The organism is Hyphomonas sp. J20-32, from assembly GCF_055808555.1.
In genome coordinates this window covers 2,634,762-2,661,705 of the sequence record NZ_CM147873.1, presented here as the reverse complement: position 1 = coordinate 2,661,705, position 26,944 = coordinate 2,634,762, and the positions used below count along the sequence as shown (strand labels likewise).

General features: G+C 59.8%; 29 protein-coding genes. 10 read left to right on the top strand and 19 right to left on the bottom strand.

The window, feature by feature from the left end; all coding sequences use genetic code 11:
* Positions 1-309 precede the first annotated feature (309 nt).
* From AC0L7I_RS12970 to AC0L7I_RS12950, 5 genes are all read left to right on the top strand, one after another.
* A complete protein-coding gene (locus tag AC0L7I_RS12970; protein ID WP_473396843.1) occupies positions 310-2,400 on the top strand; it encodes a hypothetical protein in 2,091 nt (696 codons plus the stop codon).
* 27 nt (positions 2,401-2,427) lie between these two features.
* Positions 2,428-3,027 (top strand): hypothetical protein, encoded by a 600-nt coding sequence (locus tag AC0L7I_RS12965; RefSeq protein ID WP_473396842.1) that lies wholly within the window; start codon positions 2,428-2,430, stop codon positions 3,025-3,027.
* Positions 3,028-3,095: 68 nt separating this feature from the next.
* The gene (locus tag AC0L7I_RS12960; protein ID WP_473396841.1) at positions 3,096-3,584 is read left to right on the top strand and encodes a tellurite resistance TerB family protein; all 489 of its coding nucleotides are present in this window, start codon (positions 3,096-3,098) and stop codon (positions 3,582-3,584) included.
* A gap of 86 nt (positions 3,585-3,670) precedes the next feature.
* Positions 3,671-4,108 carry a hypothetical protein gene (locus tag AC0L7I_RS12955; RefSeq protein WP_473396840.1) on the top strand — a complete coding sequence of 146 codons (438 nt, stop codon included), beginning with the start codon at positions 3,671-3,673 and terminating at the stop codon, positions 4,106-4,108.
* A 10-nt stretch (positions 4,109-4,118) separates the two neighbouring features.
* Positions 4,119-5,492, top strand: a complete 1,374-nt coding sequence (locus AC0L7I_RS12950) for a hypothetical protein (RefSeq protein ID WP_473396839.1) — start codon at positions 4,119-4,121, stop codon at positions 5,490-5,492.
* A gap of 58 nt (positions 5,493-5,550) precedes the next feature.
* Here the strand turns inward: AC0L7I_RS12950 and AC0L7I_RS12945 are convergent, their stop codons facing one another.
* From AC0L7I_RS12945 to AC0L7I_RS12855, 19 genes are all read right to left on the bottom strand, one after another.
* Entirely contained in the window at positions 5,551-6,672 is a 1,122-nt protein-coding gene (locus AC0L7I_RS12945) for a site-2 protease family protein (RefSeq protein ID WP_473396838.1), read from the bottom strand.
* Between the two features lie 189 nt (positions 6,673-6,861).
* Positions 6,862-7,644 (bottom strand): sulfur oxidation c-type cytochrome SoxA, encoded by a 783-nt coding sequence (soxA, locus tag AC0L7I_RS12940; RefSeq protein ID WP_473396837.1) that lies wholly within the window; start codon positions 7,642-7,644, stop codon positions 6,862-6,864.
* Positions 7,641-7,961: a thiosulfate oxidation carrier complex protein SoxZ gene (gene soxZ / locus AC0L7I_RS12935; protein ID WP_473396836.1), complete on the bottom strand. Its 321-nt coding sequence runs from the start codon at positions 7,959-7,961 to the stop codon at positions 7,641-7,643. The genes soxA and soxZ overlap by 4 nt, the downstream gene beginning before the upstream one ends.
* The gene (locus AC0L7I_RS12930; protein WP_473396835.1) at positions 7,961-8,407 is read right to left on the bottom strand and encodes a SoxY-related AACIE arm protein; all 447 of its coding nucleotides are present in this window, start codon (positions 8,405-8,407) and stop codon (positions 7,961-7,963) included. Before AC0L7I_RS12930 ends, soxZ begins: the two co-directional genes overlap by 1 nt.
* Before the next feature lie 22 nt (positions 8,408-8,429).
* Positions 8,430-8,876 carry a sulfur oxidation c-type cytochrome SoxX gene (gene soxX, locus AC0L7I_RS12925; RefSeq protein ID WP_473396834.1) on the bottom strand — a complete coding sequence of 149 codons (447 nt, stop codon included), beginning with the start codon at positions 8,874-8,876 and terminating at the stop codon, positions 8,430-8,432.
* Between the two features lie 11 nt (positions 8,877-8,887).
* Positions 8,888-10,150, bottom strand: a complete 1,263-nt coding sequence (locus tag AC0L7I_RS12920) for an NAD(P)/FAD-dependent oxidoreductase (RefSeq protein ID WP_473396833.1) — start codon at positions 10,148-10,150, stop codon at positions 8,888-8,890.
* A 13-nt stretch (positions 10,151-10,163) separates the two neighbouring features.
* On the bottom strand, positions 10,164-10,502 hold the full coding sequence (locus AC0L7I_RS12915; RefSeq protein WP_473396832.1) for a c-type cytochrome: 339 nt from the start codon (positions 10,500-10,502) through the stop codon (positions 10,164-10,166).
* A gap of 5 nt (positions 10,503-10,507) precedes the next feature.
* Entirely contained in the window at positions 10,508-12,694 is a 2,187-nt protein-coding gene (locus tag AC0L7I_RS12910; RefSeq protein ID WP_473396831.1) for a xanthine dehydrogenase family protein molybdopterin-binding subunit, read from the bottom strand.
* 10 nt (positions 12,695-12,704) lie between these two features.
* The gene (locus AC0L7I_RS12905; protein WP_473396830.1) at positions 12,705-13,160 is read right to left on the bottom strand and encodes a (2Fe-2S)-binding protein; all 456 of its coding nucleotides are present in this window, start codon (positions 13,158-13,160) and stop codon (positions 12,705-12,707) included.
* A gap of 144 nt (positions 13,161-13,304) precedes the next feature.
* Positions 13,305-14,081, bottom strand: coding sequence for a sulfite exporter TauE/SafE family protein (locus tag AC0L7I_RS12900; RefSeq protein WP_473396829.1), 777 nt, complete (start codon positions 14,079-14,081; stop codon positions 13,305-13,307).
* Between the two features lie 10 nt (positions 14,082-14,091).
* Complete coding sequence (locus AC0L7I_RS12895) at positions 14,092-15,291, bottom strand: molybdopterin molybdotransferase MoeA (protein WP_473396828.1); 1,200 nt, start codon at positions 15,289-15,291, stop codon at positions 14,092-14,094.
* Positions 15,288-15,770 carry a cyclic pyranopterin monophosphate synthase MoaC gene (gene moaC, locus AC0L7I_RS12890; protein ID WP_473396827.1) on the bottom strand — a complete coding sequence of 161 codons (483 nt, stop codon included), beginning with the start codon at positions 15,768-15,770 and terminating at the stop codon, positions 15,288-15,290. The genes AC0L7I_RS12895 and moaC overlap by 4 nt, the downstream gene beginning before the upstream one ends.
* Before the next feature lie 5 nt (positions 15,771-15,775).
* On the bottom strand, positions 15,776-16,306 hold the full coding sequence (gene moaB / locus AC0L7I_RS12885; RefSeq protein ID WP_473396826.1) for a molybdenum cofactor biosynthesis protein B: 531 nt from the start codon (positions 16,304-16,306) through the stop codon (positions 15,776-15,778).
* Positions 16,307-16,309: 3 nt separating this feature from the next.
* Entirely contained in the window at positions 16,310-16,768 is a 459-nt protein-coding gene (locus AC0L7I_RS12880; RefSeq protein WP_473396825.1) for a molybdenum cofactor biosynthesis protein MoaE, read from the bottom strand.
* 2 nt (positions 16,769-16,770) lie between these two features.
* Positions 16,771-17,019, bottom strand: a complete 249-nt coding sequence (gene moaD, locus AC0L7I_RS12875; protein ID WP_473396824.1) for a molybdopterin converting factor subunit 1 — start codon at positions 17,017-17,019, stop codon at positions 16,771-16,773.
* Positions 17,020-17,022: 3 nt separating this feature from the next.
* A complete protein-coding gene (gene moaA, locus AC0L7I_RS12870) occupies positions 17,023-18,054 on the bottom strand; it encodes a GTP 3',8-cyclase MoaA (RefSeq protein ID WP_473396823.1) in 1,032 nt (343 codons plus the stop codon).
* The gene (locus AC0L7I_RS12865) at positions 18,047-18,646 is read right to left on the bottom strand and encodes a nucleotidyltransferase family protein (RefSeq protein WP_473396822.1); all 600 of its coding nucleotides are present in this window, start codon (positions 18,644-18,646) and stop codon (positions 18,047-18,049) included. Before AC0L7I_RS12865 ends, moaA begins: the two co-directional genes overlap by 8 nt.
* A gap of 26 nt (positions 18,647-18,672) precedes the next feature.
* Entirely contained in the window at positions 18,673-19,596 is a 924-nt protein-coding gene (locus AC0L7I_RS12860) for an XdhC family protein (RefSeq protein WP_473396821.1), read from the bottom strand.
* Positions 19,597-19,628: 32 nt separating this feature from the next.
* Complete coding sequence (locus AC0L7I_RS12855) at positions 19,629-19,979, bottom strand: winged helix-turn-helix domain-containing protein (protein WP_473396820.1); 351 nt, start codon at positions 19,977-19,979, stop codon at positions 19,629-19,631.
* Between the two features lie 275 nt (positions 19,980-20,254).
* On the opposite strand from AC0L7I_RS12855, the gene AC0L7I_RS12850 reads away from it, so the two are divergent.
* From AC0L7I_RS12850 to AC0L7I_RS12830, 5 genes are all read left to right on the top strand, one after another.
* On the top strand, positions 20,255-22,783 hold the full coding sequence (locus AC0L7I_RS12850; RefSeq protein WP_473396819.1) for a Lon protease family protein: 2,529 nt from the start codon (positions 20,255-20,257) through the stop codon (positions 22,781-22,783).
* Complete coding sequence (locus AC0L7I_RS12845) at positions 22,776-23,537, top strand: hypothetical protein (protein ID WP_473396818.1); 762 nt, start codon at positions 22,776-22,778, stop codon at positions 23,535-23,537. Before AC0L7I_RS12850 ends, AC0L7I_RS12845 begins: the two co-directional genes overlap by 8 nt.
* Positions 23,538-23,753: 216 nt before the next feature.
* Entirely contained in the window at positions 23,754-24,635 is an 882-nt protein-coding gene (locus tag AC0L7I_RS12840) for a universal stress protein (protein WP_473396817.1), read from the top strand.
* A gap of 112 nt (positions 24,636-24,747) precedes the next feature.
* A complete protein-coding gene (locus tag AC0L7I_RS12835) occupies positions 24,748-25,986 on the top strand; it encodes an APC family permease (RefSeq protein ID WP_473396816.1) in 1,239 nt (412 codons plus the stop codon).
* 113 nt (positions 25,987-26,099) lie between these two features.
* A complete protein-coding gene (locus tag AC0L7I_RS12830) occupies positions 26,100-26,939 on the top strand; it encodes a universal stress protein (RefSeq protein WP_473396815.1) in 840 nt (279 codons plus the stop codon).
* Positions 26,940-26,944: the final 5 nt, after the last annotated feature.

Genomic DNA, 26,944 nt, shown 5'->3' with positions numbered 1-26,944 from the left:
GCTTGGCGTGCGGGTGGATCTCCGGTTTTGTTCTCGCGTCGAATTGTGCAGGTTCTGCCTGTGCGAACACCTCTCTCGTGTCCCCCGGCCGCAAACAATAATGAATGCTTCGAATTGGGTCGAATGTGCCAGCCCGGATGCAATGAGGTGAGCTTGGCAAAGACATGATGAAACAGGTTGCGCAGGTTTGCTGTGCTTTCGGAGTTTTGCGTTGACCTTGGTGCGCACTCAGCCATTATAGTTAATGCAAGGTTAGCCAGAGGGGGATTTCCGGTGACCACATGCGAACGAAACACGGGACGACTAAAAATGGGACTGGCGACGCTCGGACTGGTGTTCGGGCTTGCTGCGCCTGCATATGCAGCGCCGTCCACGGCAGGATGTCTCGATATAGCCGCGCCGGATTCCAAAATCAGTCTGCAATGCGAAGCCGTTGCCGCCAGCCCTAGCCTGAAGGGCTATGAGGCGGGAATCGCCGCCTTCAATGCAGCGCGCGCCAATCTGAGCCAGGCCTCCGGCACAACCAACTCCTCCGGCCAATTCGTCAAGGCGGCCGAGTTGGTGAATACGTCACTCATCCGGCTGTCAGACGCCGCCCTGTTGAGCCCCGACCGGAACACACTCGGATTCAGCAAGAGAGAGTGGAAAAAGTGGCAGAAAGCGCCGCTGACAAGCTTTCGGTATGATCGATCATTGGCTTATGTGACCGCGCTGGAAGGGCTTGCCAATGCATCGCCTTTCGTTGCGACCACTGTATGTTCGAGCAAGCCGGATTGCCTCAGCAAGGCTTTGACACAGCTCGCGAGCGACGACATTGCGGCACCGTTTGCGCCGCGCGGGTCGGCTCAGGGCGATTGGCGCTACAATGAATTCTATTTCCGGAGGGGCATGCTTTATAAGTCCCGTGGCCAGTTGGCCGATACGGATTTGGCCATCGATAGTTTCAAGGCAGTTCTCTCCAGCCGCCGCTCCGAACGGAAAGCCGAGGCGGCGCAGGAGCTTGAAACGCTCGCGCTGGCGGTTGCAGATGAGAATCGCGCGCGAGGCGGCATGTCCCTTAGCCAGGCCATAAAGTATTATTCTGTCGCGCTGGTCGCCAAGCCAACAAGCGGACGGGCGCAGGAGGGCTTGGGCCAGTCCTATTTGCAGCTTTGCCGCGAGGCGACTACGACACCTGCCCAGCGCGTGACGGACTGCCTGTCAGCCCGCAATGCTTTCGAGGCGGCGAAGGGGCTTTCCGGCGCCGACCAGACCCTTGTTTTTCTTGGGCTCGGTGAATCGTTGGCTGTCGCGGCAACAGAGCTTTCCAAGGTGAACCCGGGTGATGGGAACATTCTGCTTTACAAGCAGGCATCGGTCGACGCCTACGCTCAGGCTGCGAGCGGAAGCGGCGGCAATGCCAAGGCGCAGCTGTCGCTTGCCAACGCGCTGAAGGCGACTCAGCCTGATCGCGCGAGTGAAGCTTACCGGCAGTATGTCGCGATGGAACTGGGATATCCGGACTGGATCGCAGCCGACTGGCAATCGCCGGTTGGGTCGCTATTCCAACAAAAGGTGAATGGGCAGGCGTCTGTGAATGATCGGCGCAGCGTCGCAGAGGCGATCATGGCCCTCTACGAAACGCGGGAAGCGTCTGGCGGCCTGCGCAAGGATATTTCCCTGAGTCTTCTCAATGCAGCACTGGTAGCGCAGCCTTCATTGATCGAGGCGTCCCTGAAAGTAGGCAGGCTGCACCTGGCGCCCCCGGCGAACTGGGCTGCGGCCAACACGGCATTCCTGAATGTCGTAAACGCGACAGGCGGACAGAACGGCCCGCCTTCGGTCGGGCACGAAAAGGAACGCGCAGAAGCCTTTTATGAACTGGGGCGCGCGGAAGCGCTGAGGAACAGCACGAGCACTAGGGCCCAGACGAGTCCGGCGGGTGTCAAGTATGCACGGGATGCGTTTTCACTGCAGGGCGCCGAGGCCCGCTACAAGAAAGCGGCCTGCTTGTCCTACCTCGTAACCTTCAGGCCGACGACGGAAGATCCGGGCAATGCGAGCTGGTGTTCGGGCATAGGCGGCGCGGAAGGCCAGTTCCTGCTTGGCATGTATTATCTGCGGATTGCTCAAACCGCACCAACATCGCGCCGCAATGCGCTACGCGACGAAGCTCAGGGTGCCTTCATCCAGGGCAAGGGTCTTGTGACACAGCCAGCCGGAACCAGCATGGTGCCAGTGTTCGAAAGCGACTGGCCGAAAGCGCCATTGGCTATGTCGATTGCGACGCTGCTGGAGTTCGGTCGGGCGAAAGCCATCGCGTGCAACGGGGCGTCGGTCAACCTTGCCCTTTCGCCAGCAGACGTCAGCGCCGCTTCGCGCCAGTTCGATTTTTTCCAGGTTGGGAGTTGCGCACGCTAGTGCAAGAATTTTTAGGAGTGAACTATAATGGACATCGTTAAGTCTGACGGCCTGCCACGCGGCAATATGCCGACCGTATTCGAGGAACGGACGCTCTTCCCGCCGCCGCAGGCGCCCGTCATTGATGCGCAGTTTTCCAAGAACCGGAGCGGGTCTGTCGTGCCCCTGCTGATTTTCCTGTTCATGCTGGTCCCGTGCGTCGGGCTTGGCTATCTTGTGTGGCAAATGCAAACCCAGATTGACCAGTTGGAAAACGACGGAACTGTCGCGGTAGTCGACGATCTCAATGCAAAGATCACTGCGCTCACTGCTGACCGCGATGCGCTCCGGGTCGAAGTGGAGACCATTGGCAGCAACCAGAAAATGTTTGACGAGAATATCGGCCGTCTCGTGGGCGAAAGCGCTGCGCTGATCACTGAAATTGACGAACTTCTCGCCGACCAACGCAAGGGCGGTCCGCCAATTCCGGAGAACCTGAAAACGATTCCTGCAACATGGGACGACGCGGCTATCGAGATACTCCAGGCGCATGTCGACGCGCTGAGGGCACACAAGGTGAAGGTCATCGGTCCGCGCCCTGTGAAGCCCAAGCCGGTCGAAGGTACCATTTCCGGCACGCCGCAATAGAATAGACAGACCAATCAGCAAGGAGCACTCTGGCGATGGCTGAAGCGCAACAATCAGGACAGACCGACATGAGCGACGTACAAATAATCTTCTCGCCGACGACGACAGAAAAGTCGACGCCGCTCGATCTCGACGAGCTCGCGCGGGACTTCCAGACGAACACGGATTGGAACATTCCTGAAGCCTATATGGCTCTCATTCTGTCGGCGGCATTCGCCGACGGCGAACTCGCCCCGGAAGAGCGCCAGGAAATTGCGGCGCTCGTCATGCGCTCGCGCACCATGAAGCGTCTCGACCAGGCCGAACTCGCGAAGGTCAACGCGCTCGTCAACGAACGCCTCCAGTCCCGCCCGGAAGGCCTCAAGGAAGCCTGTAATTCGTTGCCCGGCGACATGCGCCTTTCTGTATTCGCGCATTGTGTGGACATCGTGCTGGCTGACGGTGAACTGCGTCAGTCCGAGGCCGACTTTTTGAACAAGATTACGTCATTGTTGCGTCTGGATGCCGATAAGGCGAAGCAGGTGCTGACGGTCGTCATGCTGAAAAACCGCTACTGATGGTGCAACGACCAGTACTGAATATGGACGGTATGGAATTCGCGAACACCGGCCAGAATTGAAACGAAGCCTACCTGATCGGGTAAATGAGGATGATACCAGCGTCGGATGGACACAATGCGGAAGAGGGGGACATCGAAGTCCTCGCAGCGATCCTGCAGCAGGAGCGCAAAGGGCATTGTCATATCCGGTCGCTTTGTTTCGGCATGTTTGTCTTCAGCTTCGTGCTGCTTCTCGGCACGATGGGCGTTATCGGATTTTCATTCATCGTTGGCGCGCAGGGTGGAGGCGAAAAGGCTTCCCCCATGATCCTGCAGGTTCTGGCGCCGCTATCGGCAGCAATGATCGGTTTCTTCGCCAGTTGGTGTGCTGCGCACAACTGTATTAATTCAATCGATCGCTCGCTCTACGCAGCGCAGGCGAAACGCTACAAGCTATTTGAAGGCTTCGTCCGTGAACTCCAGTGCGCCAGCAAGAAAAAACGCAGCCTCTTGTTGGACATGGTTGGTTCAATCGTAGCTTAGGACAAACACCATGTCGGACTCCGCCGAACGGCAATTGATCGATCTTGTGTCGCGCGAACAACGCGGCCTGAAGCACATCCTCATCGCCGGCATTACCACACTGGTGCTCGTGGTCATGATGTCCGCCGGGCTGGGCGTATACTACTATGTCGTCGCGCAGGACCTGTCCGAGAAATCGGCGCGCCTGACAGCCGATTCCGATCGGCTCGAAAAACATGCATTCACAATGCGCCGAGATATCGACCAGCAAAACAATCGCGTGGCGGCTCAAGAAGCCGCCATCCGACGCGCCTATGACGAAATGCGCCAGATGTATGCCGGTTCCGCGGGGGGGCAAGCGATCGACAAGGCTCTGCCTGCCGTTATGGGTTTCCTTGAGCGCGGACGCCACTCACTCGCAGATGAGCGCTTGATCGAGATCCGGGCCGCGAAACCAGGCAACAATACCGAAGGCGCCCTGCTGAAAGGCGCGGCTGGCCTGCTGGCATGGGAGCGCAGCGGTGCCCAAATAAAGAAGGGTGATGCTGGTTTGCCTGAACAGCTCAAATCAGCACAGGATTCGTTCAAATCCGCGCTGAACGATCCGGCTTTGCGTTCCCTTGCACAGACCGGGCTGGCCTGGATCAGCTTTATCGACGCATCATCGGCGCGTTCGAGCTACACGCCGGCTGATTGCCAGATGGTCGACGCGATGGTGGGCCAAATTGGCAGCGATGATGAACTTGGTCTTCAGCCTCTCTACTGGCGGGCCCAGTGCAATCGAAAACTGGGCCGGACGCGGGAAGCGCTCAGCGATTATTCTCTGGCGCTCAACCGGGTCGATCCATCAGCGGACGACACGCCTGATCCTGCGGAGCAGACGATTCAGATGAACGCCTTTCATGGGTTGGGGACAGTGTTGATCACCACCGCGGACTTGCCGCCGGATTCCGGCATCGAATCCGCCCGGGCTCTGGCCGAACGCGTATGTGGGGCAGGGGGTGATGGCGATGGATCGCATTTGATGAAGCTCACACGCGCTTGTCTCGACAAGGCGATCGCCCTGAGAGTTGCACTCGGGCAGACCGAGAACCAGCAGAGCGGCTCCGCCGAAAACAAGGGGTTCACCTATCTGCGCGATGGCGATTTTGAGGGGGCCTTCAACCATGCGGTCAAGATTGAGAAGACCGGACTGTTCGCCTGGAACGAGCTTGTCCGGGCATTATCCGCAGAACAGGTAGGAAATGAAGGCGTAGCACGCGAGGCGCGCCGAAACGTATCCATGTTTGACCCGGAAGGATTCAATGTCTGCGAACTGAAAGCGCTGATGACGCCTGAGGTCTATCAGAGCGCGCTGGCCATTATCTCCAGCGAGCATGAAGGCAAGGACGTGGCCTGCAATTGAGACAACTGGGCAGCGCCCAGATTTCAGCGCGCAAATGTCTTTCGACTGACACATTTGGTCACGTCTCGCTGTTTGCAGGTTCCAATGCCAGCTTCATGGAGAGAAGTTCCATCAGGTCCTTCAGGACGATCACGCCGAGGAGCGTTCCACCATCAATAACGAGCAGGCGGTTCAGGCCATTCTTCTGCATTTGCAGCAAGGCGTTCAGGGCGGTCTCGTTGCCGGCAATGGTTTTAACCGTCACGAGCGGTGTCATGACGTCGCCGGTCGTGGTTTGGTGCCACGCATCTTTTGGAACGTTTCGGATCTCACCGAGGCCGATCGTACCTGCGGGGCGCCCGTCTTTCAGGACAGGAAACATGTCATGGCCGAATCTGTAGAGATGGTTTTCGACGAAATCCGCAAGCGATAGGTCGGTCGTAATCGTATCCGGATTGGTCGTCATGAATCGAGTGACCGGCAGTCCCTCCAGCGCGCTTTCAATACGGGTATTCATGAATGACCCGATGGCCGCCGCACGGATGAACCCTCCGATCAGGATCCACCAGATGCCGCCGACAAGGTTGCCGGTCAGGACGGCGAGTACGCCGGCCAGCATGAATGCCGTGCCGATATACTTGCCAACAGACGAGGCGCGTCGCGTGGCGGTCCGGATATCTCCTGTCGCGGCCCAAATCGCTGCGCGCAGTGCGCGGCCGCCATCCATCGGAAAGGCCGGGACAAGGTTGAAAATGGCGAGCACCAGGTTGAGCAGGGCCAGGTAGTGAAACACGCCCGCACGCTCAGGAAACAGTTCGGCGCCTCCCAAGGCGAGGCTACCCGCGAAAAACAACCCGGCCAGGAACAGGCTCATCGCTGGTCCAGCCAGTGCTATCAGCAGTTCCTGCACTGGGGCCTTTGGTTCCTGTTCCAGCGCCGCGACGCCACCGAACATGAAAAGCGTAATGCTGGAAACCGGGGTACCAAACCTTGCTGCAACCAGTGAATGGGCAAGTTCATGAACAATGATGGAAACGCCAAGTCCGACGACTGCGACAATTGCCATGGCCCAGTAGGCGCTTGTGTCGAGCCCTGCATAAAGCTCGGGAAAAATACCTTGGGCTAATGACCAAGCCACCAATGTGGCAATTACAGCCCAGCCCGGATTGATCCGGATATCGATGCCGAACAGTTTGAACAAGCGAAAGCTATTACCGAACATGACGGGCCTTGCATTTGATCCCGGCTGGGATTGCAGGAAGATGCCTGATCGTCATTTCGCTGCAGCCATTTGCGCTATTGCCGGTTGAAGGTGCATCCTAGGTTCTGCGTTCGTGAAATTCCAGTTCGAAGGCGGCGAGCGTGAATGTTTTGAACACTCCTGCACACCTCAACGGCGGATAGCAGGACTTTCGACTTCCAGACCACTGGCTCTCGCGCTCAGGTACAGTTCGAGATCGGTATAGGTTGGGTCTCCGAATGGCTTGGGTTCTGCACGCACACCGGCATCGCAATCGCGGATGCGTCTCTGGAGCGAGCCGAGCGTCTGCCATTCCAGTCGATAGGCCGGAAATCCATTGCCGTGGCCCTGACTGATCGTGTCGCCGCGCAGTCGCTTGCCCCAGTTATCGTCATGGCATTGGTGGCAGGACAGGTTGAACTGTCCCCGGCGGGTGTAGAAGTAATTCCGTCCATTCCTGTAATGTGCGCCAGCAGCGCCATCAACGGAGACCGCAATCGGCCTGCCGGCAGACTGGTTGGCGACGAAGGCTGTCAGGGCGAGCAGGTCGTCGCTTTCATATTCCAGCGCTGGCATGTTCTGGTGGCCGATCCGACATTGGTTGATGCGGCCTTCCAGGTTGAGCAGCTCTCCGGAGCTCTCATCTATGGCGGGATAGCTGGCGGCGACCCCAGCAAGCCCCGCTTCATGGCACGAGGCGCAGGCGGGCGTTCCCTCATCAGCGCTCTCAAACAGAACGGCTCCGCGGTCGACCCAGAGAAATCCGGGATTGGCGAAGCTATCGTTCTGCATGGCCTGCGTCTCGGCCGTGAGGAACGTGTAACCGGACCTGACATCGGCTGTCGGCAGGTCCGGGGCGGAGCCAGGCGTCTGAGAGGGGCTGCAGGCTGCAAGCAATGCCGCAACCGCCAGGGCTGGGGAACGCCGCATCATGTGACCGTCAGGGGGGCTGTGTCGCTCCACATTTCGCCATGCTGGTCGCTCCAGCGGAACTCCAGTGTCCCGGACCTGACCGCGCGTGTGTAGAAAGTGAGAAACGGGTCAGCGGCGACGGCAGGGTGGAAGTCGGCGGAAAAGACGATCTCGCCATCATAGAGGCATTCGAACCGTGTAATGATATTGCGCGGGATCTGCTCGCCGCGTGACCCGCGACGATAGCCGCTTTCCATCGGGTGCTGGATCAGTGCCTTGAGCTCTATGACCTCGCCTTTTCGGGCGGTCGCTGGGACGGAGAGCCGGATGCTGGGCATCAGAGCACCACGCAGGCGGCGAGCGTGACGACAGTCTGTGCGCTGCCCGACCAGAGGCGGCCGTCACTCATCTCCGCAATCGCCTGAACGGCTTGTGTGCCGCCAAGGCGTATGCGTGTCGAGACGGCAGCCCGTCCGGCGCGAGGTCCAAGCTGGAAGCGGGCGACATTGGCTATCGGGTTGCGTGGCGAGAAGATGGCGATCTGGCGTACATGATCGTCTTCCGTCATCGGGCTGTCGACCTCGACCGACAAGGGTACCGAATAGCCGTTCTCGGCAATGGCGGGGAGCTTGAGCTTGACGCGGCCCTCTCGGATGATGCGGCTGCCGAACAATTCCTGTTGGGCAGCCTTCACATCATCAGGGGTCGCAAAGACCGGCAGGGGCGTGGCTGCGACCAGCACACTGCCTGCGCCAAGCCGGATGAGGGTGCGGCGGCTGAACATAGTCTTAGGCTGGGCAGGGTGGTCAGGCATCGGGTTCCTTCAGCGACGACAGGTAGGCGACGAGGTCTTCCACCTCTTCGGCAGAGAGAATCGGTTGGCGATCATTCACGCTTGCCACCTGATATAGGTCGTGGGTGCGGTAGTAGGAAGGCATCAGCACGCCGGCCTGCACCTGCTCATAATCGACCACGCGAAGGCGGATTTGGCCGGGCGAGAGTCGTGAACCAATTCCTGTGAGAGCCGGACCGACATCTCCCTGGAATTCCGCATCAAGGCCAGAAACCTGATGGCAGAGCACGCAATGCCCCCCATCGCGGGAGATGAACAGGGCCTCGCCGTGCGCGGCGTCAGCGTTTGTGTCGGCTAGCGGCAGGGGGATCGAGTCGCCGTCAATCTGGTTCTGTGAAACGAGGCGCGGACTTTCCTGCGAGCATGCGACAGTCAACAGGCTGGCGAAGGTGGCAAGCATGCAGCACCGTTTCATCCGAAGGCTTCTCCGGTTATCGCGGCGAACCAGGCTTCCGCCTGTATGGCTTCCGCCTTGCGGACGTCGGCGCCTGCGCCAACCGGACTGAGACCGCCCGCACCATCAATGTTTGTGAACTTGCCGCCCGTGTTCGAGTAGACACCGGCAATCGAGACGGCTTCATCCGGAGTGATGAAGGAATAACAGGTATTGGCCAGCACGGTCGGTTGGGCGTCCATTTCGGACAAGAGCCGTGCAACAGCGATGGCGCATACCTTGGCTTGCAGGTTTGCGGAGAAGGCAGACTTCGGCATCGGGGCGGCGATGGTCGCGTCGCCGATGACGTGGATGCCGGGCTGGAGTGTCGACTCGAAGCTGGTTGCGTCGATCGGGCACCAGCCGGTGGCATCGGCAACGCCTGCCCGCGAAGCAATCTCTCCCGCCTTCTGCGGCGGGATGACATTGGCCACGTCGGCACGAATGTCCTCGAAATCGGTCGACAGGGTGAGCGTGGTCGGATCGACGCGGACGACGCGCCCGTCCTGCGATGCCGCGCGCCATTCAAGATGGTCAGGATAGTGCGTCTCCCATGCTTCCCTGAAGAGGGGCATTTTGGAGAATGTGTCCTGGCTGTCGAGAATGAGAAGCTTGGAATTCGGTTTGTTAGTTTTCAGGTAGTTCGCGATGAGGCTGGCGCGTTCGTACGGGCCCGGTGGGCAGCGGAAGGGCGGCGCGGGAACCGACATCACGACGCGGCCGCCATCGTCCATTGCCATGAGCTGGTCGCGCAGGCGTATCGTGCCCGTCCCCGCCTTCCAGGCGTGTGGCATGCGCTCTACGGCAGCGACGTCATAGCCTTCAATGGCGCCCCAGCGAAAGTCGATACCGGGCGAGAGGATAAGCCGGTCGTAGGCAAGGGTTTGGCCATCGCCATAGGTGACTGTTCTGGCCAGAGGATCGACGGCGGTTGCTTGCTCGGCAATGACAGTTATGCCGGAACGGCCAAGCGATTCATATGAGAAGCTCTGCGCGGTGATCGACCGCGCTCCGCCGACCACCAGGTTGCTGAACGGGCAGGCGGTATAGGAGGCATTGGGTTCCAGCAACGTAACGGTGGCTGATGGCAAAAGGTTTCGCAGCATGCGTGCTGCCGTAGCGCCACCAAACCCGCCGCCGATGACCACAACCCGGGCTTGGGTTGTCGCAAATGCGGGCAAGGGCAGGAGACTCGCACCTGCAAGCGCGCCAATGCCCGCAATCAGGTGCCTTCGATCCATAGAGAATCCCGGCTCATTCATCATTTCTCTCCGCGCTGAGATACTGGCTGATGGCCTCGATTTGTGCCGGTGAATAGCCGCGCGCAATGCGATGCATCACGGACGTGCCTTCGGTCTCAGTCTTGTAGAATGACAGTCGTGCCGAAAGAGTCTCGGCATCCATATGTTCGAGACTGGGCACGCCTGTGCCGGGTCCGGCATGACAGCCTGAACACGTTGCGGCGAGCGAGGCAGCCGGGGTCAACAGGTTTGCGTCGGTGACTGGCTGTTCAGGTGAGGGGATAACAGGGGCCTGCTGGCACGCCGCTGCAACGAGCAGTGATGCGGCCAACAGGCATGATCGCGCGAACATCAATATCAGGCGTCCCGAAGGTTCTGGTCCTTGATGGGCAACTGGCGGACGCGCTTGCCGGTCGCCGCATAGATCGCGTTGAGTACAGCCGGGGCTGCCACGGCGATGGTTGGCTCGCCAACACCGCCCCAGAATCCGCCGGACGGCATGACGAGGGTGTCGACCTTGGGCATAGCGGAAATGCGCATCGACTCGAATGTGTCGAAATTTTTCTGCTGGGCAACGCCGTTTTCGAAGGTGATTTCACCGTACAACATGGCCGAAAGGCCGTACACGAATGACCCTTGCACCTGTGCTTCGACCTGTTGCGGATTGACCGCGTAGCCAGGGTCCGTGGCCGCAACAATGCGGTCGATCTTGAGATTGCCGTCGTCGTCGACTGTGACCTCTGCGCAGGCGGCAGTGTAGGAGCCGAAGGAATAGAAGTTGCAAAGACCGCGTGACTTGCCGTCATTGGACCCCCAGCCGGATTTTTCGGCGACGGCTTTGAGCACGGCCTGCGATTTGGGACTGTCTTTCAGGTGGGCGAGGCGGAATTCCAGCGGGTCACGACCCGCAGCATGGGCCAGTTCGTCCATGAAGCATTCCAGGTAGATCGCATTCTGGTTGGCGTTCACGCCGCGCCAAAAACCCGGGCGCACGGGTGGATTCCGCATGGCATGGTCGACCAGGAGCGTGTCGAACGTGTATTTCAGAGTTTGGTCTTCGACGCGGGGGTCGACACCCGAAGGCAGGAGACCCTGGAAAGTGGCATAGTCCATGCCGTTGGCCAGCGCCTGAGGCATGAGTGCGGCCAGGATGGACTGGCCTGAAATGCGGATGTGCAATCCGGTAAGGTTGCCTTCTGCGTCCAGTGCGCCGCGCGCCTTGGCTTTCGTGATGGGGTGGAAGAAGCCATGCAGCATGTCCTCTTCGCGTGACCATTGCAGCTTTACAGGCGTGCCGGGCATTTGTTTCGCGATCTGCACGGCCTGTCTGACTTCGTCTGACATGCCGCGCCGACCGAAGCCGCCACCGAGATGAAGCTTATATACTTCGCATTGTTCTATTGGGAGGCCAGCGGAGTCGGCGGTCGCAGCCAGCGCGGCTTCGCCGTTCTGGGTGGGGCACCAAACTTCGCACTTTTCAGGAGTCCAGATCGCGGTGGCGTTCATCGGCTCCATTGGTGCATGGTTCTGGAAGGGCATGTTATAGGTGGCTTCGACGATCTTTGCAGCGCCGGCAAAGGCCGGACCGATGTCTCCCACCTTGTTGCCTGTGAAGGCATCGTCGGATGTCAGGCCGTCATCGAGTTCCGTCTCGAATTCGGCGCTGGAGAATGCCACGCCGCCGTCCCATTCCACGGGCAGGGCGAGGACGGCCTTGTTGGCGCGCCACCATGTGTCGGCGACAACGGCGACAGCATCGTCGCCTACCTGTACGACCTTCTTCACACCGGGCATGGAGGCGACGGCGGCCGCGTCAAAGCTCTTCACCTTACCGCCAATCTGTGGCGACTGGCGGATGGAAGCCGTCAACATGCCGTCGAGTTTGACATCAGAGCCGTAGACTTGCGCGCCCGTGAGCTTGTCGGCGGTATCAAGGCGTTGCTTGGGTTGGCCGATGATCGTCCAGTCCTTCGGATCCTTGAGCGTCACCTCCAGCGGCGGCGCGAGTAGGGCCGCTGCTGATGCGATCTTGCCATACGTAAGTGTCTTCTTTGATCCTTTGAGCGAGATGACTCCCTTGGACACGGTGCATTCGTTGACCGGAACACCCCATTCCTTGGCTGCGGCCTCGACCAGCATGATGCGGGCCGCAGCTGCGCCTTCGCGGACGTATTGGTGTGAACGGCGAATGCCACTGCTGCCGCCGGTGGAGAAGTCTCCCCATACGCGTTCGCGGGCGAGGTTCTGGCCGGGTGTCGGGTATTCAGTCGTGACCTTGGCCCAATCGCATTCGAGTTCCTCGGCAACGAGTTGGGCGAGGCCAGTCAGTGTACCCTGGCCCATTTCGGAGCGTGCGATGCGAACCGTGACCGTGTCGTCATGGTCGATATGGACCCAGGCGTTCACTTCCGGATTCGGGTCCAAGCCGGAATAATCGGGTTCGCCGGGCTTCTTTGAGCACGCGGCGAGGACACCGATGGTGAGACCAGTAGCGCCTGTGGCGATGATAAACTTGCGGCGAGAAAGGTTGAGTAGCTCTGTCATGGTCTCTACCTCAGGCTTTCTTTGTCTTGGCAAGATGAATGCCTTCGCGCACGCGGACAAATGTGCCGCAACGGCAGATATTGGTAATCTCGGCGTCGATGTCTTCGTCGGTCGGATTTGGATTGGTATTGAGCATGCCGGCGACCGCCATGATCATGCCGGGCTGGCAGTAGCCGCATTGCGGCACATCCAGTTCGGCCCAGGCCTGCTGGACGGGATGGTTGGCGTCATCTGACAAGCCCTCGATTGTGGTGATGTCTTCTTCGCCGGAGAGTGCGCCGAGGGGGTAGATGCAGGACCGCACGGCGACTCCGTCGACATGCACCGTGCAGGAACCGCATTGGGCGATGCCGCAGCCATACTTTGCGCCGGTCAGGCCAATGTGGTCTCGCAGCACCCATAGGAGTGGTGTGTCGTCTTCCACGTCAACGGTATGCGACTTTCCGTTCACCTTGAGTTTTGCCATGTCCACATCTCCCTCTTTCGCAGGCGCGCTTTGCCTTGGTTAACTATAGCGCACGCGCCACGAATTGCGATTTAAAATCGCGTTTTCGAATATGTGATTGTTTCGAACGATTTGGAATGCCTCCAATAGGGGCTTTCGAAACGTCTAGCCGAACAGGCCGACAAGGCTCGCCCAGCGCAGGAGCAGGCGAACGGCTACATAGAGAATCAAAATCGCCGTCAGCCGTTTGACCCAATTGGCCTGGAGGCCGCGGGTGGCGAGCCAAGACCCGATTTGCCCGCCAACGAGCACGGCCGGCAACAATGGCCAGTAGGGAACGGCAAGCGAAAGGATTTCGGTGTCCTGAAGCTTCATGATCTGGCCCGTAAGACCGGAAATTGAATTGGCGAGGATGAAAAGGCTGCAAGCTGCCGCTATCTGGCGCGGAGGTGCCCACTTCAGCATGTACAGCACGGGTGCCAGGAAGATGCCGCCGCCAATACCCACTAACCCGGATACAAGGCCGATACTGCCGCCGACTGCCAGGCTGATGATGGCCGCGGCCGCATTCTCCTCGCTTTCGGCTGCTTCGGCTGGAGTCGACTGGAACACAAGGTGAAGGCCAGACAGCAGGAGCGCTCCGCCGAGCAGGCCGACAAACATCGTCTCCGAAACGGGCAAGCGCCCGCCGAGCCAGGCTGCAGGAACTGATGCGGCAAGGAATGGGACAAGACGCGCGATTCGCAGGTGCCCGGCTCGCCAGAATTGCAGGACACCTCCGGCCACAACGATGATGTTGCAGCCTAGCGCGATTGAAGGAAGGATCCGGTAGTCGGTCCCGTTCAGGACGAGCAGGGCGTTGTACGTCGATCCGCCACCAAAGCCGACCGCGGCATAGAATGCAGCAGTAATGAAAAAGAGGATCGCGAGCAGGATGGGCAAGGGACGGAACCTATTCGAGCGGACCCATCATCAGGACCTTGACGAGATCACCTGCGGCGACGGGCGGCGCATCAGCAAGCCTGCGGATCAGGCCATTTGCCGTCAGGAACGGACGAATGAGCGAGCTGTCCTGGTTGGTTGCGGCTTCCACCCTGAGCACGCCGTCATCATCGGCAAGGACATGAGCGCGTAAATAGGTCTCCCGGCGACCCGGAGCCGGCAAAGCGCCGACGGATCGCGCATTGAGCCACGCGCGTTCCGTACGGCCGTCGATCAGCGGTTTGAGGAACAGATGGGCGCAGACGAAGGCCGATGCGGGATTGCCGGGCAGTCCGAGGACGCGCTGGGCTCCGCAAGTGGAAAACCATGTCGGCTTGCCTGGCTTGACGGCGACCTTTTCGAAAACGGGCGTGAATCCGGCATCTGCGAAAGCCGGCCTCATCAGGTCGTGATCACCGACGGATGCGCCACCGACAGGCAGGAAGATGTCTACATCCGGCGCCGCGTCGATCTTGGTGCGTATCGAATCCATCGTGTCTTCGGCGACACCCAGGTCGATCGGTTCGCCGCCCCATTGTCGGATAAGCGCGCCCAGCCCTTCGGGATTGGAATTCACGATCTGTCCGGGTTCAAGTGTCGAGCCGGGTGCACGCAGTTCGTTGCCATTCGCGAGGATGCCGATGCGCGGTCGCCGGAAAATGGTGAGTTCGCCATGATTGGCAGCGGCGGAAATGGACAGTGCGGCCGGGCTGACCACGGCGCCCGCATGGAGCAATTCATCGCTTGTCGCAAAGTCTATGCCCACAGCCCGGACGAATTGCGCTGTACCATACGCCTTGCGACAGACCAGCGTGTCGCCGCTTCGGTCAGCATCTTCTTGGATAACAACGTGATCGGCGCCTTCGGGGATCACCGAGCCCGTAAAGATGCGCAAAGCTTCGCCCGGTCCGATGGCGCCTGCGAAAGGCTGGCCAGCCGGGGCATCGCCTATGACGCGCAAGCGCACGCCTGGCGCGCCCACATCTGACAGTCGCACAGCATAACCGTCCATCGCAGATACGGCTGCGGGAGGACGCGATACCTTTGCAATCACAGGCGCAGCGAGTCTCGCGCCGAGCGTGGCAGCCAGGGGCACAGTTTGAATCGGCAGGGTAAGGGCATGCTGGGCCAGAAGCGCCAGCGCCTCGTCGACGCTGATCAATCCGCTCATGGCGCTGGTTTCCTGAAGTCGCCAGATTTTCCGCCAGTCTTCTCGATCAGTTCGATACCGTCGATGACCATCGTCTTGTCGATGGCCTTCAGCATGTCGTAGAGCGTCAGGCAGGCGACCGATACGGCCGTCAGGGCCTCCATTTCCACGCCCGTCCTTCCGGTCGTTTTCGCGGTGGCTGTCACGCGCAAGGCCTCCACATTTCGGTCGCGTTCGATGGAAACCGTCACGCTGGTCAGGGGCAGGGGGTGGCACAGGGGGATCAGGTCCGCCGTGCGCTTGGATCCCATGATGCCAGCCAGCTCGGCAATCGCAATCGGATCGCCCTTCTTGGTTTCGCGGCTGAGAGCGCGCTTCAACGTGTCCGGTGCCATCCGCACGAGTCCCGCCGCAATTGCGGTGCGCTCGGTCTCCGCCTTGCCGCCAATGTCCACCATGCGGGCGCGGCCATCGGGTCCGATATGCGATAGGTCGTTCATGTCGTTCATCGCTCTTGCAGGCGCGGCATGAGTTCGACGAGATTGCAAGGCTTGTGGCGGCTGTCGAGCTGGAACGAGATGACCTTGTCCCAGCCATCCTTGACTGCGCCATTCGAGCCGGGGAGGCAGAAGATGAATGTGCCGCCCGCAAGCCCCGCGACTGCCCGCGATTGCAATGTCGAGAGACCGACACTCTGGAAACTGACCTGATGGAAGATGACGGAAAATCCGTCGATGGTCTTTTCGAACAGGGGGGTGACAGCTTCGGGCGTGACATCGCGACCGGTTAGGCCTGTCCCTCCGCTGGAGATAACGACGTCGACGTCCGGATCCGCGATCCACGCCGAAACAGTGCTGCGAATGGCCGTCACGTCGTCGGCTACGATACGATGGTCGGCGACTTCGTGACCCGCTGAGCGGATTCGCTCGGCGAGAAGGCTGCCGGATGTATCTGTCTCCGAGGTCCGTGTGTCGCTCACGATGAGTATCGCAATCCGTGTCGGGACGAAGTCGAGTGATTCATTGATGCCATGCATGGTTCAGGTTCCTGTATTCGACCAGCGATCGCGGTCTGAGTAATCTTCGGGTCGTGGTTCTACCCAATGCGCGCCAGAGTCGGTCGTTTCCTTTTTCCAGAAAACGGCCTCGGTCTTGAGATAGTCCATGAGGAAATCGGCAGCCTCGAAAGCCGCGCGCCGGTGGGCCGACGCCGTGGCGACAAATACGATGGGTTCTCCCGGTGCCAGGGCGCCGATGCGGTGGATGATCACCAGCGCAGCAAGTGGCCACCGTTCCTGAGCGTCTGCCGCAGCCTTCGCGATGCCGCGCTCGGTCATGGGCGAGTAGGCCTGCAAGTGGAGCGATTTCACCTTGCCGAGCTTGCTCTTGTCTCGAACCAGGCCGGAAAAGCTCACGACCGCACCTGCGCCCTTCGCTCGTTTTTCAAAGTCGCGGAGCGCCTCCGCAGGATCGAAAGAATGGCTGGCTAGCGTTATCATGCTCACCCTCCGCCAACGGGGGGCAGAAACGCGATTTCGTCTCCCTCCGCAATGGGCCATGGCTCAGCTACGATATCGTCATTGACGGCGATCCGAATGGACTTCGTCATCAAGGCGCCCCCCAACTGCCTGTCATTGTCCAGCCATTGCCTGAGGGCCGACGTGTCACTGATTTCAGCAGGCAGGGCCAGTGTTTCAGCGCTGGTGCCCAACACATCCGTGAGCCGTCCAAAATAGAGCAGCCTTGCCATCGCTCAGCCTCCCGTCATGGACATGTGCCGGGGAAGTGCCGGTGTGCTTCCGCGTCGCTTGATCTCGAAATCATGTTTTTCCGGCTTGGAAAAAAGTGCCTTGTCGAGAGCTGCATCGAGCGCGACGGCCGGGTCGTTTGCCTCACGCAAGGCGGCGCGCAGGTCTACATGATCATCCTGCCCGAGGCACATGTAGATGCGGCCTGTGCACGTCACGCGAACCCGGTTGCAGCCCGCACAAAAATTGTTGGTGAGTGGAGTGATGAAGCCGAGTCGCCCCCCGGTTTCCTTGACGCGCACATACCGGGACGGGCCGGCGCTCGGTTCGCGGCGCGTTTCCTCGGTGAGGGTCCAGCGTGCCTCCAGGTCATCGCGTATCATCGGCAATGGAATATACTGATCGATACGGTCTTCACCCGTGTCGCCCAGCGGCATGACCTCGATCAGTGTCATATCCATGCCACGCCTGTGAACCCATTCGATGATGTCCGGGATTTCGGAGGCATTCTGGTGCTTGAGCGCGACTGTGTTGATCTTGATCCGCAGACCTGCCTCGAGGGCAGCATCGATACCGTTCAGCACTTTTGACAGGTCGCCGCGCCGGGTAATCTCTGCAAATCTTGCCGGGTCAAGCGAGTCCAGCGAGACATTCACCCGGCGAACGCCCGCATGCATGAGGCCGTCGGCGTGCTCAGCCAGGAGGGTGGCGTTCGTCGTCAGGGTCAGCTCGTCCAGCCCCTGGCCCATGAGGCGCCCCAGTCGCTCGATAAGGTAACCGATGTCCTTGCGCACGAGCGGCTCTCCGCCCGTCAGCCGGATCTTGCGAACGCCCCGTTCAACGAAGGCCGTCGCAACCCGGTCCAGTTCTTCCAGCGAGAGAAGCTCGGCCTTCGGCAGGAATTTCATTATTTCGGACATGCAGTAGGTGCAGCGCAAGTCACAGCGATCAGTCACGGACAGGCGCAGGTAAGTGACCTGCCGCCCATAGCGGTCAATCAGGGGAACCTTGCCCGGAAGTGCCAAACCGTCAGCCATTCAGCAGCTCCTCTGCGCGTTGAAGGTCCGCGCCGCAATCAATATCCATTAGCAGGCCAGGGGCGACCGTCACGACCTGTCTCGCCGGAATGCTCGCAAAAACCTGGCGGGCACCCCGGTCGCCTGCAATGGCCGCCAGCCGGTCGAAATGGTCGCGCTTGAACATGGCAGGCGGCGAGAGGTTGCCGCCCGCTTCCGACATGGCCGCACTCGCGCCCTGCGCAAGCGCCTCAGCCAGTCCGGCAAGGTGGGTGTCCGTCACGAATGGCATGTCGCCAAGCAGGATCAGCACATTGTCGGCCGCAGTCGCATCACGGACATGCTCGCTGCCTATCGCAAGTGATCGCCCCTGGCCGTCTGCCGGTGCCGGATTGAGGACAATCTCGAAGCCCATGGCTTCAAGACAGGCCTTGCGCCCAGTCTGGTCCGTGCCGACCACGGCCACACGGGTGGCGGCAGGACGGTTGGCGAGCGCGCCGGCGGCGTGCGCGAGCACGGGGCGGCCATCAAGATCGGCCATCAATTTGTCACCTGCGCTGAACCGGGAGGACAGGCCGCTGGCGAGAAGGAGGATCGCGGTTCGATCAAACACGAGCTGCTTCCTTCTTGTGGAAGGCGTCAACGATTTCGGCGAGTGACGAGATCGCAAGCATCGAGGCGTCGCGCATGGACGGCACGAGCCCGACAGGCCCGTGTATCCGTTGAATGTCGCGATCCGACGCTCCGGATTGTTTCAGAACTCTCGCATCTCTTGGCGTGCGTCCTCGCGCTGCCGACGGCGCCAATGAAGAAAGCTTTTCCTTTCAGGGCCTGCTTCAGCAACGCTTCTTCCCAGTGCGCATCATGGAACATCAGCATGAACGCTGTCGAGCTGTCGTCGTCGATAGGTGTCAGGCTGCCGGGACTGGTGAGGCGCTCGACGCGCCCGATACCCGCAGACCGAACCATTTCAAATTCGGCCTCGTCTGGAAGCTGCAGGTGCAAATCCAGCCCGCTGGCCGATGCTAGCCGTGCCAGTGCGATACAGTCGGCGCCGCGGCCGGCGACCCTCAACGCCAGCTTGGGATTGTAGAAGGTCTGGAACAGGGGCGGTTCACCCGGCTCAACGCCAAGTGCGATTGCGCCCGTCGCCAGAACGGCAAACCGGACGACCTGCCTGCTCTCGAGCGTGTCGTACATTTTCGCGATCGAATGCTGCGCGACGCCCGGCACGATCAGGATATCGATGGCGCCGCCGCAGGGCAGGCGAATGTCGACGAAAGGAGATCCAGCGCCGTAACGGAGCTTGCGTAACTGGCCGAACTTCATGGCCTCGATAGCGTTCAACCGAACATCAGCGTCGATACAGCCACCCGAAACATAGCCTGCAGATTCTCCCGTCTCGGACACAGCCATCAGCGCGCCCGGCGCCCGCACGGCGCCGCCCTCTGTCGCTGTGACGATGACAAGCGCGACTTCGGCATCGGATATCGCGAAGCCGAGCGCTGCGCCAAGCACGTCCTGCGGGTGCTCATGGGTTGTGAGAGGCGAAGCCGAACGCATGCAATCGTTCTAAATGGTGATTTATATCGATACTAGTCCCCGGAGGGCTGAATCATGGTTGCAAACTCGCGGCGGCAAGACTTGGTTGCCTTTTCCGCTTGCTGGCAGAGCGATTGATACAAATCGAGCACTTTGAGCCCCTGCTCGGTCAAGACGGCGCCGCCGCCGTCCTTTCCGCCATGGCTCGACGCAACCAGGGGCGTACAAAACAGGACGTTCATGCTCTCGACCAGTTTGAGTGCACGCGGATAGGACATGCCGAGCACGCGCGCCCCGCCTGCAATGGACCCGGATTCCTTTATCGCCTCCAGCAAGGCGGCCTTTCCCGGACCGAACCGGCCTCCGGCTTCGGCATCAAGGCGTATGCTCAGCTTCATGTCCATTTGGCGGTGTCCTGGTAGTGGCTGTTTCAAATCGTGCCGCGGAAATCCCATCTGAAATCTTGAGGCAGCCGTTCGAGTAAGGTGCCTCTTGCTCGTCGCGCAAGATCTGCAGTCGCGAGATTGGTGGAGGCTTGGGGCACATCAGATCGATATCGCTACAGGCGCCTAGGGAAATATCCGTAGTTCATTCGGGAAACGCGATGCTAGCTTTGCCAGCAGAAGCGCATACTGGCACAAACGCAAACTTGATGCGACGATGTCCGTAGGACATGGAGGTGCAGTTGGCATCGAGTGACAATGCGGAGACCATCGGCCCTCTGCCTGCGAACCGGCTTCGCAGACGCACTCAACTCGCCAGGAGCAAGCCGACAAAATCGTTGAGCGTTGAGTTCGATGGACTTTTTGGCCAGGAACGCGCGCGCGAGGCGATACAGCTTGCCACTGGAATGTCGGCGAAAGGATTTAATCTTTTTGTCGCCGCGCCCCCGGGGGCAGATGCATCGGCCGCAACGAAAGCGCTGCTTGAGGCTGCCACGACTGGACGTGAAAGGCCTGATGATTGGGCTTATGTGTTCAATTTTGAAATGCCCCACAAACCTCGCGCGCTTCGTTTGCCACCCGGAAGCGCCACGAAGTTTCGGGATGCGGTGCGTGAACTCCTTATCGACCTGATTGCAGCCGTGCCCGCCGCATTTGAAAAACCGGAATTTCAGGCGCGGAAAGAGGCTCTCCAGGACGCCTTCGCGAACCGCAAGGAAGATTTGTTCGAAAAGCTCGGGGAGGAGGGACGTAAACGCGATGTTGCCATCATCCAGACGCCTATGGGTTTCTCCCTTGCTTCCCTGAAGGATGGTGAAGTTCTCGATCCGAAGACATTCAATGGGCTTCCCAAAAGCGAGCAGAAACGTCGCCAGGGCCAGCTCAAGGACGTTCAGGATCTGTTGGCCGACGCGCTCCGTAACTTGCCGAAATGGGAACGTGAGACACGGCAAAGCCTTAGGGACGTGGAGCGGGAAACAGCCGAGGCAGCCGTCAAGCAGTCCATCGAGGAGACAAAGGCCTCACTCAGTGAGTTCCCCAATGCGATCGAGCATCTGGATGCAATGTATCGCGACCTTGTGGAAAACATCGTTCTTTTCTCGAATTTCGCGGCACAAACCCGGGAATCTGACGCCGGCCCCATTTCTCCCAACGGTTCGCTCGGTCCCTTGGAGCGGTATGATGTAAACGTGTTCGTCTCACATGACGGATCTGGCGAAGGCGTCCCTGTTGTGGAGGAGGTCCATCCGACGCTCGCCAATCTCGTCGGCCGGGTTGAACACAGGGCCGAGGCTGGAGTGCTCACCACAAGCTTCATGTTGATCAAGCCCGGTGCGCTTCATTTGGCCAATGGCGGATATTTGATCCTCGATGCCCGTAGCCTTTTCCGCGAACCGCTGGCCTGGGACGCGCTAAAGCGATGCCTTCGCCAATCGGGGGTCAAGATTGAGAGCCTCGGTGAAGTGCTCAATCTCTCGACAACGATTACGCTGGATCCGGAGCCGATACCGATCGACTTGCGCGTTGTTCTGGTGGGCGATGCCTGGATGCATCATATTCTGGCTGCCTACGATCCCGATTTCTCCGTTCACTTCAAACTGCTGGCTGATTTCGAAACAGACGCGCCCAGGTCTGAAGGTTCCGAAGCTGCATATGCGGCGAAACTGTCAGCACACGCAGAACAGGATGGGCTTTTGCCACCTGACAACACAGCGCTCGAGCGTTTGGTCGAGGAAGCTGCGCGTTCAGCCGGAGATGCAGACAGGCTCTCACTTGTTTCAAGCGATATACGCGATCTCATGATTGAATTGTCCCACCGCGCCAGTGTGGCGAAGAGAGGCTCGATCACACAGGTCGATGTGGCTGAATTGATTGCTTCAAGGCGCCGTCGCCTGGGCAGGATCAGTGATCGAATGCAGGAAGGCATTCTTCGGGATATCGCATTGATCGACACGGATGGCATGACGGGAGGGCAGGCCAACTGTCTCAGCCTGTTTCAGATTGGCGGCTTCATGTTTGGCAAGCCAACCCGGGTGACAGCTCGTGTACGCCCCGGTAGCGGCCGGATCATCGACATCGAGCGGGAAGCGACACTCGGGGGACCGATTCATTCCAAGGGCGTGATGATCCTGACGGGCTACTTGGCTGGGCGCTATGCAGCTGACAAGGCGATGTCGCTGCACGCTAGTCTGGTCTTCGAACAGTCGTATGGCGGTATTGAAGGCGACAGTGCGTCCCTGGGCGAACTTTGCGTGCTTCTGTCCGAGATTGCAGGCGTGCCACTAAAGCAATCGCTCGGCATAACGGGGTCGATCAACCAGCATGGGGAGGTCCAGGCGATTGGCGGGGTCAATGAAAAGATCGAAGGCTTTTTCGACATTTGCAAAGCTCGCGGTCTGACCGGTGATCAGGGAGTGATCATCCCCGCCAGCAATGTTCAGCACTTGATGTTGAACGAAGAGGTCGTTGAAGCGTGCCGATCGGGTCGCTTTGGAGTGTTTCCGGTTCGCACCGTCGACGAAGCTGTTACGCTTCTGACGGGTGTCTCTTCCAAAATCTTTCATGGCAAGGTTGACGCCACACTGTCGGCATTTGCGCAGGTGGTTTCGAAATCCGGCGGCGCTGGCGCAAGATTTCCCGCCAGCTCAGTCTCCGCAGACATCCCGCCATCAGAACCGCCCGGGGCTCCTCCAGAAAACCCGCCAAGCGAACCGCCTCGCGCCCCGCCGAGCCGGTCGTTCGTCTCAAAGAGATCCGATGACTGAGGTGCTCACCCAATTTGCGAAATGTACAGTTGTCAGCATTGCGACAGCCGAAGACCCGTCCAGTGAAACGACAGCGCTGGCGATCGCGAAGCGTTTCGGTTCGACCTGCCGGGCCATCCTTGTAACGAATGAAGACTTGATTGTTTCCGCGCGCTTCACTTTCGGTCACGTTCTGGATGTCGTGACGGGGCAATGGCGCGACTTGCGCCAGGTGATGGAAGCTCCCAAGTCGCCCAAGTGGTCGGTGCAGCGAATCCAGCATCTTTCGGATATGGCAAGGTCAGTTGGCATTGAGGCGGATATCTCCGTGCTTGAGGCCGGGCAGGCGCTCGCCGACTTGAAAGCCACGCCCCGGGAAGGCTTGCTGATCCTGGTCCAGCCAGCCGATCCGCTTGCGCGGCAGTCTCACCCGTTCACGGAGTTGCGTCATGCGGCCTTGTCGGCGCGCGCCCCGATCCTGTTTGCGCCGCCATATCTACCCGCTGGATCGCATGGCATATTGGTGCTGGCGAAGGGAAAGGGAGACCCCGCGATTGCCGTGGCCGAGCAAATCGGTCGTGTCGTCGGTGAGTCTGTGGAACGCTCCAGCGCAAGCCGTTTGGATGAACTCAATCCCCTCTGGACGACGGGTCGCGCACGACCGCCAACGATGATTGTCAAGACACGGGATGATCAACGGGATGGGCCTGCTGTTGTTTCGCGAATGACTTTGCGGTTAGGCGTGCCAATTCTGCTCATCGAGTCTCAGGTCTAACCGGCTTGGTCCGTGGATGAATGCCTTGATGGCGTTATCTGGCATACGGATTGGAGAGCGATGCAATCGTTCGCGGACCACACGCGCGCCGCTCCACCCGGCATCCGGACATTCCTGAGAACGAAAACCGGTTTATTTAAGCCACGAAGTTTGGAATTGATTGAGAACAACAACTGCACGCCATGCGACTATACGCTGTAATTTTTGGAGACCTCGATGAAGACGATACTGGTGCCGCTTATCGGGCAACACGATCTGGAAAACCCGCTGGAAGTGGAAAGATTGGCGCTCGAAGCCGGTTTTGACCTCGCGCGGCGCTTCGAGGCGCATGTCAAAGTCGTATCGCTCATCGACCAGCCGCCTGCGACATCCAAAAAATGGCCGATCTGGTGGCCGAGCGGCGGAGCGGCGGAACTTCTCGACTGGATCGACGAGGTCAGCGAAAAACGCCGCAAGAATGCCGTTGCTCAATACAATGCCGTGCTCAACGCGCAGGACCCACAACCCCTTCAGACGGATAGTCCAACACCGGGTTTCACGGCCCACTTCACCGAACAGATCGGAGAAGTGGTTGTGATGCTGGGCCCCATATGCCGGCTTGCTGACCTGATCGTTGCGTCTGCGGCTGATACGGACTGGATGGGTCCTTTCTCGCCTCTCGTGGAGGAGATCCTGCGTGATGCCGGCAAGCCGCTTCTGGTCGTCCCGAAAGACGGAGCAAAGACGATCGGAGAGAAGGTTGCGATCGCATGGGACGGTTCGGCCGCAGCTGCGCGCGCCGCCGCAGCGGCGATGCCGTTTTTACGCCAGGCGCAGGAGATAACTGTGTTCAGCTGTGACGAGGGCGGGAAAGACGATCCTGACCCGGCAGACATGGTCGAGTATCTGGAATGGCATGGATTGGAGGCAGGCAGTTCGCACGTAAAGCATGGCAGCCAGCGCCCTGGCCCGGCGATCATTGATGCGGCACTGGAACGCAAATGTGATCTTGTCGTCCTGGGTGCTTGCCTGCATTCGCGCGCGCATCGGCTCGTCTATGGCAGCATGACGGAGTACGTTGTCGACCAGCCGCGTATAGCGGCCTTGCTCGTGCCCTGATCCCCCTAGGACACGCTGGAAACCGCGGTCCTTCAGGACTTTGCGGTTTCAGGAAGGCATTAAGATTGCGCCTTTTGACAAAATACCTTCTCGCAACCCATACGCAGGACAGATGAAGAGCGATCCAGAGCTACCCATCGGGCCGGTGCGCCTTAAACGCACGCTGACGCTTCCCTACGTGATCCTGTATGGATTGGGCGTAACGGTTGGGGCTGGAATATATGTTCTCGTCGGAGAAGTGATCGCCTTGTCAGGCGATCACGCGCCGATATCGTTCCTGATTGCCAGCCTCGTGATGTTGCTGCCTGCGGCTTGCTTTGCAGAGCTGACGGGGCGGATGCCATTCGCAGCAGCCGAAGCCCATTTCGTTAGGGCCGGTTTCAATTCGTCCATGCTCTTTCTCGCCGTCGGGCTCGGCGTTGCAGCAGTTGGCATCGTCTCATCTTCCGCTATTGCCCACGGCGCAGCGGGATACATCGTCGAACTGATAGACGTCCCCTACATGATGGTACTGGCCGTCGTGATCGCTGCAACGGGCATTGTCGCCTGTCTCGGCATCCGCGAATCGATCCTGTTCGCGGGCGCTCTGACATTGATCGAAGTCGGCGGGTTGCTGTTCCTGGTCGCCAGCGCGCTCTGGTCCGGTGCTGATCTTGGGGGGCAGGCGATAAAATCTGTGCCGACTTCCTTGTCGCCCGCGCTCTGGTCAGGAATCTTTGCCTCGGGCCTGCTGTCCTTCTTTGCCTTCATCGGCTTCGAAGATATCGACTCGATTGCCGAGGAAACGGTCAATCCGCAGAAGACGCTCGCCCGGGCGATTTTTATGACCCTCGGGCTTACGTTCGTACTCTACACGCTTGTCGTGCTGGCGGCGCTCGCGACGGTTCCCATCAGTGAACTGTCGGACAGCCGCGCACCGCTGGCCGTCGTGTTCGATCGGGCGACCGGCCTGTCGCCGGTCTCCATATCCCTCATCGCCATTCTGGCGACAGTGAATGGTATCATCGTCCAGACAATCATGGCGGGACGGGTCATTTACGGGCTGGCGAACGAGGGGGCATTGCCTGCCGTTCTGGCGCGCGTCAATGAACGCACCCGCACCCCTGTCATCGCCACGGCACTCGTGACACTCGCCGTAATGACACTGGCTTTGGGCTTCTCGATTACCGCCCTGGCCGAATGGACATCGGTAATTACGCTCCTGATATTCGTTCTTGTCTGCCTGGCGCTCGCGCGCATTAAAAGGCGGAATGACCCGGCGCCCGAAGGCACGTTCATCGTCCCGCGCTGGGTGCCTTATGGTGGGGTATTCGCCACCCTCGCGCTGCTGACGCTCGGCCTGATGGCCTGAGTTTCCGACAAGCATCTGTCGGCCATCGAACCGGCTGGACAGCTAATTGAGCAGGATCAAGTGCTGCGGTTCGAGCGCGTGTAGGTGAACAATGTCAGACGCAAGAGGGCCCCATGAAGATCAAGGATATCAGCATATGCATGTCGTCACCCGACGAAGACATGAAAGCGTTCGAATTCGCGCGCAGCTTTGCTGCGTCGCGTGACGCGCACCTAAGCTGTGCTGCCTTCACGATTTTGCCGCCCATGTTTACAGGCTATGGGGTCGGCGGTGCTGGCGAGGTCTATGCATCCATCGTCCAGGAAGCGCGCGATACGATGAGAGCGTCGTGGAGGAAGTTCGAAGAAAAGCTGGTCGGTAAGGACCCAGCCGTGGAAATCCGGCACTTCGAGACATTCTCAAATCGCGTCGAAGCAGTGTCCGCCATGAATGCACGCCATGTCGACCTCGTTATCGTGCGCGCGCCCGATGAATTGGACAAGCAGCCTCATGCCGACATGCTGGAGGGCGCCATGCTCGGAGGCGGTCGCCCCGTTCTGGTTCTGCCGGTGGGCTGGACTGGCGAGACGATTGGCAACCGCGCGGTCGTGGCGTGGGATGCTGGTCGCGAAGCTGCCCGGGCCTTGCACGATAGTATGCTGATACTTTCAGATGACGCAAAAGTCTGTATAGCGACGGTCGACGCCAATCCGGGTGAAACAGGCTACGGGGAAGTTCCGGGATGGGATATCAGTACGCACTTTTCCCGGCACGGATACAATGTCGAAGTGCGCAACGAGGACAGCATGGGGCGCTCCGTTCCGCATGCGCTACTGGATTTGGCGACGTCCCGGGACGCTGACCTGATTGTCCTTGGCGGATATCGGCATTCGCGTCTTCAGCAAAGCGTCTTGCCGGGTGTCACCCGCACGCTGCTTCGCACATCGAAGGTTCCGCTTCTTCTGTCGCACTGACGCGG

Coding starts and splice junctions, on each gene's coding strand:
- AC0L7I_RS12970 (WP_473396843.1), top strand. CDS start 310: ATGGGACTGGCGACGCTCGGACTGGTGTTCGGGCTTGCTGCGCCTGCA.
- AC0L7I_RS12965 (WP_473396842.1), top strand. CDS start 2,428: ATGGACATCGTTAAGTCTGACGGCCTGCCACGCGGCAATATGCCGACC.
- AC0L7I_RS12960 (WP_473396841.1), top strand. CDS start 3,096: ATGAGCGACGTACAAATAATCTTCTCGCCGACGACGACAGAAAAGTCG.
- AC0L7I_RS12955 (WP_473396840.1), top strand. CDS start 3,671: ATGAGGATGATACCAGCGTCGGATGGACACAATGCGGAAGAGGGGGAC.
- AC0L7I_RS12950 (WP_473396839.1), top strand. CDS start 4,119: ATGTCGGACTCCGCCGAACGGCAATTGATCGATCTTGTGTCGCGCGAA.
- soxA (WP_473396837.1), bottom strand. CDS start 7,644: ATGATGCGGCGTTCCCCAGCCCTGGCGGTTGCGGCATTGCTTGCAGCC.
- soxZ (WP_473396836.1), bottom strand. CDS start 7,961: ATGCCCAGCATCCGGCTCTCCGTCCCAGCGACCGCCCGAAAAGGCGAG.
- AC0L7I_RS12930 (WP_473396835.1), bottom strand. CDS start 8,407: ATGTTCAGCCGCCGCACCCTCATCCGGCTTGGCGCAGGCAGTGTGCTG.
- soxX (WP_473396834.1), bottom strand. CDS start 8,876: ATGCTTGCCACCTTCGCCAGCCTGTTGACTGTCGCATGCTCGCAGGAA.
- AC0L7I_RS12920 (WP_473396833.1), bottom strand. CDS start 10,150: ATGGATCGAAGGCACCTGATTGCGGGCATTGGCGCGCTTGCAGGTGCG.
- AC0L7I_RS12915 (WP_473396832.1), bottom strand. CDS start 10,502: ATGTTCGCGCGATCATGCCTGTTGGCCGCATCACTGCTCGTTGCAGCG.
- AC0L7I_RS12910 (WP_473396831.1), bottom strand. CDS start 12,694: ATGACAGAGCTACTCAACCTTTCTCGCCGCAAGTTTATCATCGCCACA.
- AC0L7I_RS12905 (WP_473396830.1), bottom strand. CDS start 13,160: ATGGCAAAACTCAAGGTGAACGGAAAGTCGCATACCGTTGACGTGGAA.
- AC0L7I_RS12895 (WP_473396828.1), bottom strand. CDS start 15,291: ATGAGCGGATTGATCAGCGTCGACGAGGCGCTGGCGCTTCTGGCCCAG.
- moaC (WP_473396827.1), bottom strand. CDS start 15,770: ATGAACGACCTATCGCATATCGGACCCGATGGCCGCGCCCGCATGGTG.
- moaB (WP_473396826.1), bottom strand. CDS start 16,306: ATGCATGGCATCAATGAATCACTCGACTTCGTCCCGACACGGATTGCG.
- AC0L7I_RS12880 (WP_473396825.1), bottom strand. CDS start 16,768: ATGATAACGCTAGCCAGCCATTCTTTCGATCCTGCGGAGGCGCTCCGC.
- moaD (WP_473396824.1), bottom strand. CDS start 17,019: ATGGCAAGGCTGCTCTATTTTGGACGGCTCACGGATGTGTTGGGCACC.
- moaA (WP_473396823.1), bottom strand. CDS start 18,054: ATGGCTGACGGTTTGGCACTTCCGGGCAAGGTTCCCCTGATTGACCGC.
- AC0L7I_RS12860 (WP_473396821.1), bottom strand. CDS start 19,596: ATGCGTTCGGCTTCGCCTCTCACAACCCATGAGCACCCGCAGGACGTG.
- AC0L7I_RS12855 (WP_473396820.1), bottom strand. CDS start 19,979: ATGGACATGAAGCTGAGCATACGCCTTGATGCCGAAGCCGGAGGCCGG.
- AC0L7I_RS12845 (WP_473396818.1), top strand. CDS start 22,776: ATGACTGAGGTGCTCACCCAATTTGCGAAATGTACAGTTGTCAGCATT.
- AC0L7I_RS12840 (WP_473396817.1), top strand. CDS start 23,754: ATGAAGACGATACTGGTGCCGCTTATCGGGCAACACGATCTGGAAAAC.
- AC0L7I_RS12835 (WP_473396816.1), top strand. CDS start 24,748: ATGAAGAGCGATCCAGAGCTACCCATCGGGCCGGTGCGCCTTAAACGC.
- AC0L7I_RS12830 (WP_473396815.1), top strand. CDS start 26,100: ATGAAGATCAAGGATATCAGCATATGCATGTCGTCACCCGACGAAGAC.